This is a genomic window from Halalkalibacter flavus, assembly GCF_036663575.1.
Lineage (GTDB): Bacteria > Bacillota > Bacilli > Bacillales > Bacillaceae_D > Halalkalibacter > Halalkalibacter flavus.
Genome location: NZ_JAWRVK010000001.1, coordinates 24,784 through 39,937, shown reverse-complemented (window position 1 = coordinate 39,937; position 15,154 = coordinate 24,784). Strand labels below are relative to the sequence as shown.

Sequence of the window (15,154 nt, the reverse complement as noted above, 5' to 3'; positions counted from 1 at the left end):
CTCACCTAAACTTCTCGTTTATACGCAGTTACCTGAGATACTGGATCCATCTCATATTTTCTGCCGGTACGCGATACTTTCTTCCAATCTCTGTTAAAGAAATAAGCGACACTGCCATACATGACAAAATACATGATGATAAAGCGGTGAATAAACACATCATAGAGGACTGTTTTGAACAGACGAAACGAGTCGCCTTTTTCAAATGTAAACCCATGACGTTTCACTAAACTAAGTGCCAATAAATTATAAATAAAATTAAACAAGTAAATATAGGATAAATACACAATAATGAATCCTATATAAATAAATTCGACGTTTAAGAACGCATTAGCAACAAAGAATCCTACTGTAAAATAGGCAGCCAAAATACCAACAAAAAACGATTCAAAAATGTAGAAAAAGGAAACAGCCTTTGTTATGAATGTTTTTCCAAAGAAGGAGCGGAAATGGACGAGGCAATCGACATAAGCCTTCTGCCAGCGAATCCGCTGCTTAAATAAATCTCTCCACGTTTCAGGTAACTCGGTATAACTAATGGCATCCAAAATTAACAGGATTTTTTTATTCTTTTGTTTTGCAATATACCGGTGGATCTTTAGTGTGATATCAATGTCTTCGCCGACAGAGGATCGGTAGCCACCGACATCGATCAGTACTTGTTTTGTGAAAATACCAAATGCCCCGGATATGATGGCCAAGGCCTGAAAGCGGGCAAGAGATAATTTTGTCACATAAAATGCTTTTAAGAATTCAAGCATTTGTACACGAATGAGCATGTTTGTCCCAGCTAATGACAGCTTTTTTAAAGGGTTTGATGTCTTCGTTTGTAATACGTGAATCATCCCACCTGCAGCAACAACGTTGGGATCAGCAAATTTTTCGTTTACGACGGTTAAAGACGAAGAAGTTAAAATCGTATCAGCATCCAATGTGACGACCAATTCTTTTCCCGCGTACTCAATTCCTGCATTTAACGCGTCGGCTTTTCCTCCGTTCTCTTTATTGACCACGTATATATTCGGATAAAGAGCAGATTGATAAACTCCCTCCACTTCCTCGTGAGACAATTTACCAAGCGGCGCTTTCCAGCTTTTCTTTAGATGTAAATGCTGGTGCAAAAGTTCAAAGGTTTCATCCGCTGAACCATCATTGATGTAGATGACTTCAAAATTTGTATAATCTAAAGACCTCATACTATGAACGGATGTTTCAATAATTCCGGCTTCATTATAGCAAGGTACTAAAATACTAACTCCCTTTTCTGTTTTAGGGTTATGTTTGACTAGCTCGTCTTCTTCACGAAACCAGGGCAAGCAGTGAAACAAATGAAGAATAGGGAAAAAGAGACACATGCAAAAAAAGATTAATAGAAACAGTTCCAATTAATAACACTCCCTTCCTGAAAGTTCTTCTTAACATGATTCAACAAATAACGACCTATTTCAAGGGAGTTTAAGAGAAAGGATGCTATTGAACTAGAAATCGGAATGTTAACGATTCACAATTTTTCATAAAGTGAATCGGATTTCCTAATGAATGTGTGAAAGTTGTCGACAATGTTTTAGGGACAGGGGGACAGGTACTTTGTCCCTGAAAGGGGGAAGATAGAGTATCATATGTAAGCAAAACAAAAGCAGTTGGGATTTCCCAACTGCTTAATTAATAACTTCTCCCTTACCAGATAAGATTTTCATTTGATCGTTTTCGTAGCCTACTATATACGTAACTTTATATTTGCTGTACACATAACTATTATTATTCCGTTCTTGGGCTGTAATTATTGCCGTGACTGTTATATCTCCGTCATCCTTAACCAGTAAATCATCGATCAGGACGGATTCGGTATTTAGATAGCCTTCACGAAATGATTCATATGATGTATCAGATTGCCATCTACTCCCTAGCAATGAATAGGCAGTAACATAATCTTTATAGTTTAAGCTTTCATAGAAATATCCTACTAAATAATGAGCTAGATCTTGATCTGAGAAAACTTGCTCTTCATAAGTATAGCCTGCTGTATTTTCTCCGATATTCGGTAAACTTGTCATCGGTGCCTTGGACCAGCCCTCAATTAATGCAATTACGTTAGGAATGGGGATGCTAAACCCAATTGAACCTTGGTCCGCTCCGGCAGAGTTGATACCTAGTACTTCTCCTGTTTGACTATGAATGAGAGGCCCTCCGCTATTTCCTGGTGCAATGGGTGCTGAGATCTGATAGACATCCTCATAGTAATAAGGTGGTAGTTCCAAATCGCGATTGACTCCACTAATTATGCCGGTTGTTACTGTATTTTGAAATCCTAGTGGGCTTCCTAATGCTAATACTTCATCGCCAATTTCTGCAAATGAATCTCGACTAATTTTTAGCGGTTCTGTCCCTTTTAACCCATCTACACGTACAACTGCAACATCGGTTTCTTCACTGATTCCGATCACCTTCCCAGTGAACTCTCGGTTGTCTGATGTTTTCACCTTCACATCACTTACGCCTGCAACGACGTGGGCATTCGTCACAACATCTCCTTGATCGTTGTATAGGAAACCAGACCCTAGAGAATGATTTTCTAGTTCAATATGCACAACTAGCTTTTGTGTTTCATAGATAATTTCTTTTACTTCTATAGGTTCATCTTCTATGGTTTCTTCTGGCGTTGTGCTAGCTAAAATGGTTGAAGGGGTATTCAATTGCTTTGGTATAGACTCCTTTATGTAAGAAAAAGCATACACTCCAGTTCCCCATATGATGATCGTAACAAGGCCACTAATAATCCACTGTTTATTCATGTCTGTCTCTCCTTACTCAACGTACCAGGTGATGTTATCGACACTTACGTTAACATCTTCAAAAAGATAATAAACAACATCGTCAAAAGAACCCTGTTCTCCAGGACTTAAAGAAAAGGGGAACACAGTCGTCCAACTATCATAAAGATAATAGCCTTCTAAATCATAGACGGTGTAATAAATGGTAATGGATGAAATGGTTTTTGTTGCTACATTGGTCACTTCACCGGACAAGTATAAATCACCATATTCGTCTACATGTGCTTCAAACCAGTTCATATCTACGGCCGCTTTTCGATTTTGCAAGTCTTCTTTGGCTGCAGCTTCCATTGCCTTCTCTAATCGCTCTACTTCTGCTCTTTCAAACGCATCTCGTTCTTGCTCGATTTTGTCTTTAAAAGAAGAAAGCTTTTCATTATTTGTTGCATATTCAAGTCCCCGGTTCACACTCGCTATCGCATCTGAAAACTGTTTATTCTGCAAGTAATGCTCTGCTTGCTCGCTTGTCAATTGGACAATTTTGGTGAGAATTTGGTCTTTAACAGCAGTTGCTTCTTCAGAGGATAGTGTCGAAATTGTATTCAGCTTATCAGCTAATTGATTCACTGTTGTTAATTCAGCAAGTTCTTGTTTGATTTTCCCGACCGTAACAGTGATCTCCTTCGCTGCGATTAATTCTGTAAATGGATCGAAAAGGGGATCAAATTCAGCTGTAATGTTTTCTTTTAAAGTAGAAAGATCAGCTTCTGCTTCTGTAAAGTTATTCTCTTTAATTTTGTCACTAATCGACGTTAGTTCAGTAGTATAATGATTCGCACGAGCAATCGTCTCTAAATTTTGTTCCAAAACAGCATAGTCAGGACGCATATTTTGTGCTCTTAGTAACTCTTTTTCGGCTTTTAAATATTCACCGTTTAGAGCAGCGTTCTCAGCGGAATGTTGCAAAGAAAGCACTTCTTTATTAATTGTTGTTTCATTCACATAATAGGCCGAGACTCCACCTCCGATTAAGAGGATGCTCATGAGAGGGATTAAAATTGGTAACTTTTTTATCATTCGTTTGCGAAGGGGCTGTTTAGGTTCTTTTTGTTGATCTTCACGTGATGTTTCTTCTTCTACATGCTGTTCAGGCGGTTCGATGGTAGCTGCGATATTTGGGTTTTCTCGATTTTCTTCTTGATTGGATTCATGTAACTCTGTTGTAGTTTCTTCACTTTGGAGTATTCTCTCTCCACAGTGAGAGCAAAAACGGGATGACGTAGCCAATCGTTCTCCGCATTGATGACAAAACATGATTGGAATCCCTCCTTAACACGATTATCTGATTCTATTAGACTTAATTATACATTAGATTACAGAATTTTTTATAGTGGATTAAGGGGATGAGGGACAGGTAGCTTATCCTTTTTGGGTACGGCCAGAGGGAGTGAAAAGACTAGTAAGCTAGTAGGGGAGATTGTCTCTCGTATGTTCAGACGGTGAAAAAGAAATTGAGGCCTAAGCAACGTTTAATGCTTAAGCCTTTACGTGAGCTAGTGAAAATGGTAGCTGATTTATGCTCTTTCTTATAGCTTTTAGGTGATCTTATCAAAATTATCCCTTTGAACTAAGAAATGAGCAATTAAGTAAATGATAATTAAAATGATGAAAGAGTAAAAATAGTTCCACTTAACTATGTGATAAATCCCGATAAAGCTAAGGAGCGGTAAGCCTATAAAACTCAATAGAGCAGAGAAAATAACTGATTTGATAAACGGATTAGCATTAGGTTTATATTGTAGAAAGAACATCACTATTACAGGTATCACAATTATACTCCAAGGCAAGTAGTTTGCGGTTAAAGGAAATACTTCATAATGATAATGGAAAAAACCAAGATTATGACCAAGTATGTCAAGTATGGATGCACATATCACAACGAAGAAACCTGAATATAAGAGTCGGTCAGTGCTATTTTTATTCCTGAATTTTAACCAAATAAGAATTGAGAGCAATAACACGATTACACCGAACCACCACTGCCAAGTAAAAAGGGAGTGTTCTAACCAAATTTGAATTTTTTCATTTTTTAATTGAATCTCTCTAGAGAAATGATCATCGAAAATTTGAGATTTATTCATAAACGTTCCCTTCAATCTTTTTTTAGCTGATTTATTTTAGTTTTTACTAAATAAACCATTTTTATGAACGTGATTTTACTAATACCGAATAATGATGTAAAAATGATGAGAATTACGTGATCGTCTTGAAAGGGTAGGAGAAAAAATGTAGGATTTTGACAGGTGGTGAGAGAAAAGTGACTACAGAGAAAAAAGCACAAAAGTTATCACAACAACAGCTAGTGAAAATCTTAGAGCATACATATAAAAAAGGATCAGAATCTCCTAATCTTAGTTCACAACAACTAATCGAGGAGATTGCTCAACTCTTAAAACCATATGTTCACTCGGACATCACGTAATGTCTCGTGCCTGACCCGGGTTAAGCAGAATGTCATTCGCACTTGTAGAAATAAATCCATGGGGAGAACAGGCGGATTTAAAAATAAGAATAAGGTGAAACCATGTTAAAAAAAGTTACTATTTTTATGGCAATTAGTGTTGTTTTTCTGCCTATGTTTCATAAATCGGTACTGGCTGAGACTTACATCGTCCAAACGGGGGATACTCTTACGAAAATTTCTGAGAAATATGGAATACCAGAGGATAAGATTGTGAACCAAAACAGATTGTTATCTACGATACTTGATCCAGGTCAGCAGTTAGTAATTCCGTATACGGACACAGTTAGTACGATGAGTACATTAGGATTTTCTATACCTACATTATTACAAGAACCCTCCATTATTAGTACTCTTCAATGGGTGTATTTTGAACAAAGAATCAATAATCCAATAAAAAACGAGATGATTTATATGGGGGATTCTAGTAAGAAACAAATCGCTCTTACGTTTGACGACGGTCCCGAGGAGACCTATACTCCGCAAATTCTAGAAATTTTAAGAGATAAAGGGGTCAAGGCAACCTTTTTTGTCGTAGGAAAGATGGCTGAGGAGTATCCAGAACAACTAGAACAAATTTACAAAGAGGGACATGTTATCGGGAACCATACTTGGGATCATCCATATATAACCGAGCTCACAGACGAACAATTGATCGAAAATGTCCATAAAACTAGCGAAGAAATTGAGAAGGTTACAGGATCCAAACCGACTTTATTCCGACCTCCATTTGGGGAAATGGAAGATCGACAAGCAGCACTGCTTCATCAACATGGCTACCGCACGATTATGTGGACCGCCGATACTAAGGACTGGAGTGGAGTGTCTGCAGAAAGAATTGTATCAACCGTGAAGCAAGAGGCTAGCCCTGGAGTGATCGTCCTTCAACATAACTACCATGTAGAGGGCGAATTTGGAACGGTCGAGGCATTGCCGGAAATTATTGATGAATTACAAGCGGAGGGGTATGAGTTTGTTACGATTCCGGAGCTTTTGAGGGGGACATAGGGGACGGGTACCTTGTCCCGCCGAGAAAATGGGACATGGAACCTGTCCCCTCGTCCCTCTTACACCACTTTTTTATCATCAGTACCAGTAGGTATAATAACATTTTCGCTTCCGTCTGATTCTGGTAAATGGCGTTGGAAGCCTTTTGTTAAGTAGCCTAGATAAAGCAATCCGACTGCGACCCATACGAATCCGCCGATGAGTGTGGGCAGGTCAAGTAAGAACAACAGCCAAGCGATAAACGCTGCCCCGATAAGTGGGTTAATAAGGTTCACTACCTTACTTTTTAACGTGCGTTCTTCTTCTTTTTGCTTGTTCGAGAAGTATAGCGTAATGACACAAAGATTGACAAAGAAGAAAGCTGTTAAGGCTCCGAAATTGACGAATCGTAACGCTGCGTCGATCGTAATAAAGATAGAAAGTAAGGCTACAACAGAAGAGAATAAGATGTTTAATACGGGAGTTTTATATTTCGGATGAACATAACCGAAAAACTTATTCGGTAAAATTGAGTCACGGCCCATGACGAATAATAGTCTTGAAACGGCTGTAACAGAAGCGAGACCTTGTGTAAAAATAGCAGCAATTAAGACTGTAATAAAGAAAGAACTTAACAAGCTTCCACCAACGACACTGACTAACTCAAGAGCTGCGGAATCAGGGTTTTGGAACGTAAAATTAGGAACGATTAATTGAATAAAATACGATGTTACCAAATGAAGGACACCGACGATCGCAATCATGATAAAAATGGCTTTAGGAATCGTTTTCTTCGGATTAATGGTTTCCTCAGATAATGTTGTCATCGTATCAAAGCCTAGGAAAGAGAAAATAACGATGGATGCTCCAGCTAAAACGATTGAAAGAGACATTTCTGATTCAAGGAATGGCTGCACCGAAAGGATTGTACCAGTACCGGCACCGTTGAGTAAACCGTGAATCATGAAGATCGAAAATACGATAATAAAGATGATTTGCAGCATAACAAAAATACTACTAATGTTTGCAGAGGAATTAACGCCTAAAATCGTAATAACAGCTAACATAACCGTTAATCCTATGATCCAGACATATGGCGGAATGGAAGGGAATTGGGCATGTAGGAAGATACCAAATGTAATACAAGCAATAATCGGTGCAAAAAGGTAGTTAAGAAGTAAGACCCAGCCAACGATGAAGCCGAGCTTCGGATTCATCGTTTTCTTGACAAATGTATAAGCAGAGCCGGATATTGGCAATTTTTTCGCCATTACCGCATAACTTGCTCCCGTAAATAAAACAGCAAGCACCGCTACCGCATACGCTGGTGTTAAAAAACCGCTAGATCCTTCATAGGCCACTCCAAATACAGAAAAATAGATCATTGGCGTGTTCCAAGCTAGACCTAACATGACGACTTGAAACAATGTTAACGTTCTTTTTAATTCGGTTCCTTCTTTCATCATAAAACAGCTCCTTTTGGTTTAGTGAATTTGATATTGTGAAATAATAAAAGGCGTTCCTGGCACGCTTGAAAATGATTATGTTGATAATTCTTGTTTGAAATGAAAGATAAATGCAATAACTGCGTCACAAAACCTCACAAGATTTTTTGGGGCTATTTAGATTTGTCAGATTTTTTTTAAAAGGGTTGTTAAGTAAGGTATTTTCAGAAAGTTTGTTAAGTTTTCTGACAATGTGGTTGAAAGGCTGTTGTGTAGGTTCTATACTTCGAACTAAGATCAATCGAATAAAGGTCCTTGCCAGAGAGGTCGGGACGAAAAATGCTTTCTAGGGTTCCGTTGATTCAATCAAGTCTGGTCCAAGAGAAGGCGGTATAGGTGCGAGAAGCACGTATGCTACACGGAAGGATAAAAGCCTGGGAGATTTCTCCCAGGCTTTTATCCTTTTTTACTTTTAAGGGACTAATAGGGAGGTCATACGTATGAGCAAACAGATTTGGAAAAAGGAAATTCCAGCAGGAGGAAAATGGTCAGGGGTCGTGAGCAAAGGGAAATTAGTTCGGTTTACTGCTCTTGAAGAAGGAGCCAACCTCTCATTGTTACTGTATAACCCGAATGATTTAACCGAGCGCTATAACATGCCGGACACATTAAAAGCGCAGCACACGTCGCATTTGACAACAGGTCATGTGTTAATGAGTGACAATGGACGCATCTTCGCGAGTTTGATTGAAGATACATTAGGTTGGCATGATACGATAAGCGGCTATACAACAAGAAAGCTAACGGACTCAAAGTATGGAAAAACGACCTATCAAGAAAAACGAAACGAATGGTACCGCAGCGGACAAGAAAATTTCACGGTTGAGCTAGTCAGAAACGGATTAGGGAAAAGAGATTTCGTCCCTGTTGTGAACTTGTTTTCAAAAGTATTCTGTGATGAAAGTGGCGATATGAACTTTGTCTTGGAACATTGTCCAAAGGGAGCAACGGTTACGCTTCGGACTGAAATGGATGTGCTTTTGGTTTTGTCGAATACACCGAATCCATTGGACCCAAGAGATTGGTATCCATCTGTTCCTGTTAGCATGGAAGTTCTTGCGGCCGAGCAAGTAGAAGAGGACGATTATTGCTTAAACCATAGACCTGAAAACCGTCGCGCATTTGAAAATACATGGGAGTATGAAGCGCTAGTAAAAGGATAAAACAATGAAATTAGGAGGAGGAGATCATATGGCAGTTTTTAATAGAGTTGAAAGTGAACGAAAAATCGAGGATGCAATATACGATGAAGTGATTTTAGCTGGAGATGGCTGGATGAGGGAACTAGAGCCTGGCCAAGTTCTTAGAATTGTCGATTTAGAAGGAAATCAAGCCGCAGATACATTGTTTTTCGATGCGGATAATCCAGATGACCATTATAGTGCTGTTGCAACGATTACTGGTCAAACCAATATTTATTTATCAACGGGATCTGTTTTACGAGCGGAGTCTGGTAAGGAGCTGCTGACGATCGTTGCCGATACATGCGGACGTCATGATACGTTAGGCGGAGCTTGTTCCGCACAAAGCAATACGGTGCGCTATTCACATGATACGCTGCCAATGCACAATTGCCGAGATACATTTATGTTACAGATGGCGAAATTCGATGGGAAGTATGAAAAGCGTGATCTAGCGCCGAATATTAACTTTTTTATGAACGTACCGGTCACACCAGATGGTGGATTAATGTTTGCAGATGGGGTTTCTGCACCAGGGCGTTACGTAGAAATGAAATCCATTTCTAAAACAGCTGCCTTAATTAGCAACTGTCCACAGTTGAACAATCCTTGTAATGCTTATAACCCGACACCTGTTCGTGTTCTGATTTGGGAAGAGTAGGAGGAGGCACAGGTCTCCGTTTTATATAGAGGAAACTAGTCAAAAAAGAGTGGAGGTTTTCATATGTTTAAGAAGGTCCTTATCGCCAATCGTGGTGCCATTGCCGTTAGAATAGAGCGAACATTAAAAAAAATGGGTATAGCGTCGGTAGCTGTCTACACGGAGGCTGATCAAGACAGTCTGCATGTTGATTGTGCGGATGAAGCGATTTTAATAGGAGAAGGTCCGGCAAAGGATAGCTATTTAAATAGTGAGTTAATTTTAAAAACAGCACTAGAAACGGGGGCGGAAGCGATTCATCCTGGTTACGGGTTCCTAAGTGAGAATGCCGATTTTGCTCGTGCATGCCGTGAACATGGAATAGCGTTTATTGGACCAACACCTGAACAAATGGAACTATTCGGATTGAAACACTCTGCTAGAGAAATTGCGGTCAAGGCTGACGTTCCGTTGCTTCCTGGAACGGATTTAATCTCAGAGCTTGAAGAAGCGTTAGTGGAAGCAAGATCAATTGGCTATCCAGTTATTTTAAAAAGTACGGCTGGCGGCGGCGGCATCGGCATGCGTGTTTGTAAGGATGACGAGGCACTGCGCCAAGCGTATGAGGGAGTTCGTCACCTTGCAGAAACAAATTTTAAAAATGGCGGACTTTTCTTAGAAAAATATATTGCAAAAGCGCGCCATGTAGAGGTGCAAATTTTCGGGAATGCTTTTGGGGAAGTTGTTACATTAGGCGAGCGTGATTGCTCGATTCAACGTCGTAATCAAAAGGTGATTGAGGAAAGTCCAGCGCCGAAACTATCAAATGACGTTCGTGAGCGTATGTTTCAAGCGTCAAAGCGTTTAGCTAAGGAGGTTGGCTATCGCAGTGCAGGAACGGTCGAGTTTCTCTATGACCCAGAAACGGCGGAATTCTACTTTTTAGAAGTGAATACAAGACTTCAAGTAGAGCACGGTGTAACGGAAGAAGTGTTAGAGGTTGATCTTGTTGAATGGATGGTGAAAGAAGCCGCTGATGAGCTACATGACTTACCTTCTTTCATTGAAAAACCTACAGGACATAGCATCCAAGCGCGAATTTATGCAGAAGACTGCTTACAAAATTTCCGTCCTAGTGCCGGTCAAATCGATAAGGTCATCCTTTCTGATCAGGCGAGAATCGAAACATGGTTACGAGACGGAATTACCGTTACGTCTCTTTATGATCCAATGCTTGCAAAAATTATTGTCCGTGGTGAAAGTCGAGAAGACGCGCTTGAGAAACTCATTCAAGCTTTGGAAGAAACACGTTTCTATGGAATCACAACGAATCTACAATACTTACAGGCATTATTAAAAGTAAAAGATTGCAAAGAAGGGAACGTTTGGACGCAGTTACTAAATGGATTTGAGCCTGCAGAGCATGCACTTGAAGTATTAGATGGCGGGGTTCAAACAACGGTTCAAGACTGGCCTGGCCGAGTCGGTCATTGGGATGTTGGAGTTCCACCGTGTGGACCAATGGATCCTTTGTCGTTTCGAGTTGGGAATAAATTACTTGGAAATGAAGACTCAGCATCAGGTTTAGAATTAACACTGAAAGGTGGAACGTACAAATTCCGCAATGATATTTGGTTTTGTATAACAGGAGCTGACATGCAAGCACAAATAGATGAAGAAACGGTTCCGTTATATAAGCCGGTTTTAGCGAAAAAAGGGCAAGTGTTAACGTTTGGTGAGGCGAAGGTAGGGATGCGTAGTTATCTGCTCGTAGCAGGTGGTTTTGATATGCCTCTTACTTTAGGAAGTGCAGCAACCTTTACACTTGGTGGCTTTGGAGGCCATGGCGGGCGCGCTCTTCGTCCTGGAGATGTCCTAAATGTTAATAAAGCAACAGAACCACGCGAGTTTGAAGAGTTAGATGTTTCCTCATGTCCTAACATGACGAATACATGGACAATTGGGGTCGTCCCGGGTCCGCACTGTACAGAGGAGTTTTTACAGCCGGATTATTTACCTCAATTAACCGAAACGAGCTGGGAAGTTCATTTTAATAGTTCCCGTACTGGAGTCAGGTTAGTAGGACCAGCTCCAAACTGGACGCGTGAAGATGGCGGCGATGCTGGATTGCACCCATCCAATATTCATGACAATGCTTATGCCGTTGGAACGCTTGATTTAACAGGGGATATGCCGATTTTGCTTGGACCAGATGGACCGAGCTTAGGTGGCTTCGTTTGTCCGGTCACAACAGCATCAGCAGAATTTTGGAAATTAGGACAATTGCATCCTGGCGACAAAATCCGATTTGAGCTCCTTACCCTAGAAGATGCAAACAAAATGCGTCAAAAACAAGAGGAGAACCTGACTGCTGTTGGAGCAGGAGAACGAAATAATGTTCGAGTGGAAAGCATCCTCCCTGCTAAAAGAGAGCTAACATTAGAATATCCGATTTTGGTTCATGAAGAAGAAAATAGAAGATTTCCGATGACAATTCGTTGCTGTGGAGATGAGTATTTACTCGTTGAGTACGGAGAGATGGAGCTCGATTTAAAGCTTAGATTTCAAGCACAAGTTTTGATGGATTCTATTAAAGAAACGGATCTAGTTCCCTATATTGAGATCACACCTGGAATACGCTCATTACAGGTGCACATTGATCCAACGAAGATTACTGTACAAGAGGCTTGCGAGAAAATTTTAGAGCTTGATAGTGCACTGCCCCCTCTTGAGGAGATTGAAGTGCCGTCTCGTATTGTAAAACTTCCGCTTTCATGGGATGATCCGTCAACTCAGTTAGCGACAGACCGCTACCAGCAAAATGTGAGACCAGATGCGCCTTGGTGCCCGAGTAACCTCGAGTTTATTAGACGAATTAACGGTCTGAACAATTTAGATGAAGTGAAGGATGTTGTTTTTAACGCAAACTATCTTGTTATGGGACTAGGCGATGTGTACTTAGGTGCACCGGTCGCAACACCGATGGATCCTCGCCACCGCTTAGTAACAACTAAGTACAATCCAGCTCGTACTTGGACGCCGGAAAATGCGGTTGGAATCGGCGGAGCTTATATGTGTGTCTACGGAATGGAAGGACCTGGAGGCTATCAGTTTGTTGGCCGTACGATTCAAATGTGGAATAAATTCCGTTCAACAGAAAGCTTTGAGGCAGGTAAACCATGGTTGCTTCGCTTCTTTGATCAAATTCAATTTTATCCAATTGGAGCAGATGAATTATTGCAGCTTCGTGAAGACTTCCCGCGTGGAAGGTTTGAAGCAGACATTACCGAAACGACTTTTAAACTTGGCGAGTACCTAGAATTTTTAGAGTCGATTCAAGATGAGACGGACATTTTCCGCAAAAAACAACAAAATGCATTCAAAGCAGAGCGCGAAAGCTGGAAGGCAATGGGCCTTGCTGAATATATTTCCGAACAAGAAACGGTTGTTGAAAGCGAAGAGGAGACCCTTCCAGAAGGTGTCGTAGGAGTGCGCTGTTCAATGCCGGGAAGTGTGTGGAAAGTACTCGTAGAACCAGGCCAATTTGTCAAAAAAGGCGAGACTCTTATTATCGAAGAAAGTATGAAAATGGAGTTCCCGCAATATGCCACGTGCGATGGATATGTAGATACAGTTTATGTAAAACCAGGTGAAGAGGTTCACTCAGGACAACTAATTGTTGGGATTAAGGAAGAAAAAGAAGAGGCGGTGTCTGTGTAATGAATGGAACCATCCCTGAAAAATTAACGATCAAATGGCTTCAAGAAAATTATCGAAACAAGAAACTTACACCTAAGGAGGTCATTGTAGAAATTATCAAGCGTGCAAACGATGACGCAAATATGAACATTTGGATTACTCCTCCATCACTGGAGTGGATCCAGCCTTACTTAGAAAAATTGAACTCTCTTCCTATTGAGAGTTCTCCTCTTTGGGGGGTTCCGTTTGCGATCAAAGACAATATTGATTTGGCAGGGATACCGACAACAGCTGGTTGTCCAGAGTACGCATATACCCCTAATGAGCATGCTTCTATTGTCAAACGACTGATTGAAGCTGGTGCGATTCCTGTTGGAAAAGCCAACTTGGACCAATTTGCTACTGGGCTTGTTGGAACAAGGAGTCCATATGGGGAAACGCAAAACTCATTGCGTCCAGAGCTTATCAGTGGGGGATCTAGTAGTGGATCGTCTGTTTCAGTAGCAAGAGGTCAAGCGGTATTTGGATTAGGAACGGATACGGCTGGTTCTGGGCGGATCCCAGCTCTATTAAACAATCTAGTCGGCTATAAGCCGAGTCTTGGTGCATGGTCAACAAAGGGAGTCGTTCCTGCTTGCGCGAGTCTTGATTGTGTAACGGTGTTTGCTCATTCTTTAGAAGAGGCAATGCTTGTAGATCAAAGTGCAAGGGGCGTAGAGGAAACGGACCCATGGTCAAGAAATATTCCTCAGCCAACATCAAGTCTCCCTGATAAAATCATTTTGCCTAAAGAGCCGCTCGATTTTTTTGGCCCATTTGCCACTGAATATAGTAACGCATGGGACCAGGTGGTAGAACAGTTGAAAAAGTTAGATATACCAATTGAGTATATTGATACGACGTTTTTATCTGATGCTGCTGCCATTTTATATGATGGTCCAATGGTTGCAGAGCGATGGGCTGCTGTTGGAAACTTTGTTGAAGAGAATCCAGGAGCAACCTTTCCAATAACGGAGGAAGTTCTTCGCTCAGGTTCTGCTAGTAAGTACGATGCTGCTACTGTTTTTAAAGCGAATCATAAGTTGAAAGCTTACAAACTTAAGGCTAAACAATTACTAACGAATGCTGTCCTTGTGATGCCAACTGCAGGGGGAACGTGGACGCGTGATCAAGTAAGGGAAAATCCAATTGCGACAAATAGCGATATGGGTCGTTACACAAATCATTGTAATTTATTAGATCTGTGTGCTGTTGCCGTTCCAGCAGGTGAAGCAGCTGAGCGTCTGCCTTTTGGAATTACATTATTTAGTCTAGCTGAAGATGAAGGGCTCATTTGTGGAACGGCAGAAGCCTTTGCCAAAAAGTCAGATGAACCAACGACTCTCATAGCGGTATGCGGATTACACATGCGAGGCCTCCCTTTAGAAACACAAATGAAGGAGTGTCGTGCGAGATTTATTCGTGAAGCCGTGACAGCTCCTAAATATCAAATGATCAAACTACCAACTGAACCGGCAAAGCCTGGTTTAATCAAACAAGCATCGGGTGGTGGAGCGATACAGTTAGAAATTTGGGAGATGCCTTTATCAACATTTGGAGGATTTGCCGCTTCCATCCCCGAACCACTTGGTATCGGTAAAGTAGAGTTAGAAGATGGTTCTGAAGTTCCTGGTTTTATTTGCCAAGCATACGCGGTAGAAGAGGCCGAAGATATCACCGCTTTAGGAGGATGGAGAAATGGGTCAGAGGGCCAGGTCCCACGATCCAATGTTCAACTCTCAAAATAACATTTTACTATCAAAAAGGTGGATACCCCTCTTATCTATACAGAGGGGTATCCACCTTTTGTG

11 protein-coding genes and 1 riboswitch are annotated in these 15,154 nt (G+C 40.9%); of the genes, 6 read left to right on the top strand and 5 right to left on the bottom strand.

What is annotated here, in order from left to right:
• Positions 1–5: 5 nt before the first annotated feature.
• The 4 genes from SAY88_RS00175 to SAY88_RS00160 all read right to left on the bottom strand — a co-directional run bounded on the left by SAY88_RS00175 (position 6) and on the right by SAY88_RS00160 (position 4,912).
• Positions 6–1,385, bottom strand: coding sequence for a glycosyltransferase family 2 protein (locus tag SAY88_RS00175; RefSeq protein WP_332628440.1), 1,380 nt, complete (start codon positions 1,383–1,385; stop codon positions 6–8).
• A 273-nt stretch (positions 1,386–1,658) separates the two neighbouring features.
• Positions 1,659–2,792, bottom strand: coding sequence for a S1C family serine protease (locus SAY88_RS00170; RefSeq protein WP_332628439.1), 1,134 nt, complete (start codon positions 2,790–2,792; stop codon positions 1,659–1,661).
• Positions 2,793–2,804: 12 nt separating this feature from the next.
• Entirely contained in the window at positions 2,805–4,085 is a 1,281-nt protein-coding gene (locus SAY88_RS00165) for an FxLYD domain-containing protein (protein WP_332628438.1), read from the bottom strand.
• 281 nt (positions 4,086–4,366) lie between these two features.
• Positions 4,367–4,912, bottom strand: coding sequence for a CBO0543 family protein (locus SAY88_RS00160; RefSeq protein ID WP_332628437.1), 546 nt, complete (start codon positions 4,910–4,912; stop codon positions 4,367–4,369).
• Positions 4,913–5,088: 176 nt separating this feature from the next.
• Here SAY88_RS00160 and SAY88_RS00155 point away from each other — a divergent pair, with 176 nt between their 5' ends.
• Both SAY88_RS00155 and SAY88_RS00150 read left to right on the top strand, forming a co-directional pair.
• On the top strand, positions 5,089–5,253 hold the full coding sequence (locus SAY88_RS00155; RefSeq protein WP_332628436.1) for a YwzD family small protein: 165 nt from the start codon (positions 5,089–5,091) through the stop codon (positions 5,251–5,253).
• A 102-nt stretch (positions 5,254–5,355) separates the two neighbouring features.
• Positions 5,356–6,300 carry a polysaccharide deacetylase family protein gene (locus SAY88_RS00150; protein WP_332628435.1) on the top strand — a complete coding sequence of 315 codons (945 nt, stop codon included), beginning with the start codon at positions 5,356–5,358 and terminating at the stop codon, positions 6,298–6,300.
• Between the two features lie 59 nt (positions 6,301–6,359).
• Here the strand turns inward: SAY88_RS00150 and SAY88_RS00145 are convergent, their stop codons facing one another.
• Positions 6,360–7,745 carry an APC family permease gene (locus SAY88_RS00145; RefSeq protein ID WP_332628434.1) on the bottom strand — a complete coding sequence of 462 codons (1,386 nt, stop codon included), beginning with the start codon at positions 7,743–7,745 and terminating at the stop codon, positions 6,360–6,362.
• A 314-nt stretch (positions 7,746–8,059) separates the two neighbouring features.
• A riboswitch (guanidine-I (ykkC/yxkD leader) is annotated at positions 8,060–8,167 on the top strand.
• Positions 8,168–8,224: 57 nt separating this feature from the next.
• Between SAY88_RS00145 and SAY88_RS00140 the strand changes: the two genes are divergently transcribed.
• The 4 genes from SAY88_RS00140 (at position 8,225) to atzF (ending at position 15,091) form a co-directional block, all read left to right on the top strand.
• On the top strand, positions 8,225–8,947 hold the full coding sequence (locus SAY88_RS00140) for an urea amidolyase associated protein UAAP1 (protein ID WP_332628433.1): 723 nt from the start codon (positions 8,225–8,227) through the stop codon (positions 8,945–8,947).
• Between the two features lie 28 nt (positions 8,948–8,975).
• Positions 8,976–9,626, top strand: a complete 651-nt coding sequence (locus SAY88_RS00135) for an urea amidolyase associated protein UAAP2 (protein WP_332628432.1) — start codon at positions 8,976–8,978, stop codon at positions 9,624–9,626.
• A 63-nt stretch (positions 9,627–9,689) separates the two neighbouring features.
• Positions 9,690–13,325 (top strand): urea carboxylase, encoded by a 3,636-nt coding sequence (uca, locus tag SAY88_RS00130; protein ID WP_332628431.1) that lies wholly within the window; start codon positions 9,690–9,692, stop codon positions 13,323–13,325.
• Entirely contained in the window at positions 13,325–15,091 is a 1,767-nt protein-coding gene (atzF, locus tag SAY88_RS00125; RefSeq protein ID WP_332628430.1) for an allophanate hydrolase, read from the top strand. The genes uca and atzF overlap by 1 nt, the downstream gene beginning before the upstream one ends.
• Positions 15,092–15,154 lie beyond the last annotated feature (63 nt).

Coding starts and splice junctions, on each gene's coding strand:
- SAY88_RS00170 (WP_332628439.1), bottom strand. CDS start 2,792: ATGAATAAACAGTGGATTATTAGTGGCCTTGTTACGATCATCATATGG.
- SAY88_RS00165 (WP_332628438.1), bottom strand. CDS start 4,085: ATGTTTTGTCATCAATGCGGAGAACGATTGGCTACGTCATCCCGTTTT.
- SAY88_RS00160 (WP_332628437.1), bottom strand. CDS start 4,912: ATGAATAAATCTCAAATTTTCGATGATCATTTCTCTAGAGAGATTCAA.
- SAY88_RS00150 (WP_332628435.1), top strand. CDS start 5,356: ATGTTAAAAAAAGTTACTATTTTTATGGCAATTAGTGTTGTTTTTCTG.
- SAY88_RS00145 (WP_332628434.1), bottom strand. CDS start 7,745: ATGATGAAAGAAGGAACCGAATTAAAAAGAACGTTAACATTGTTTCAA.
- SAY88_RS00140 (WP_332628433.1), top strand. CDS start 8,225: ATGAGCAAACAGATTTGGAAAAAGGAAATTCCAGCAGGAGGAAAATGG.
- SAY88_RS00135 (WP_332628432.1), top strand. CDS start 8,976: ATGGCAGTTTTTAATAGAGTTGAAAGTGAACGAAAAATCGAGGATGCA.
- uca (WP_332628431.1), top strand. CDS start 9,690: ATGTTTAAGAAGGTCCTTATCGCCAATCGTGGTGCCATTGCCGTTAGA.
- atzF (WP_332628430.1), top strand. CDS start 13,325: ATGAATGGAACCATCCCTGAAAAATTAACGATCAAATGGCTTCAAGAA.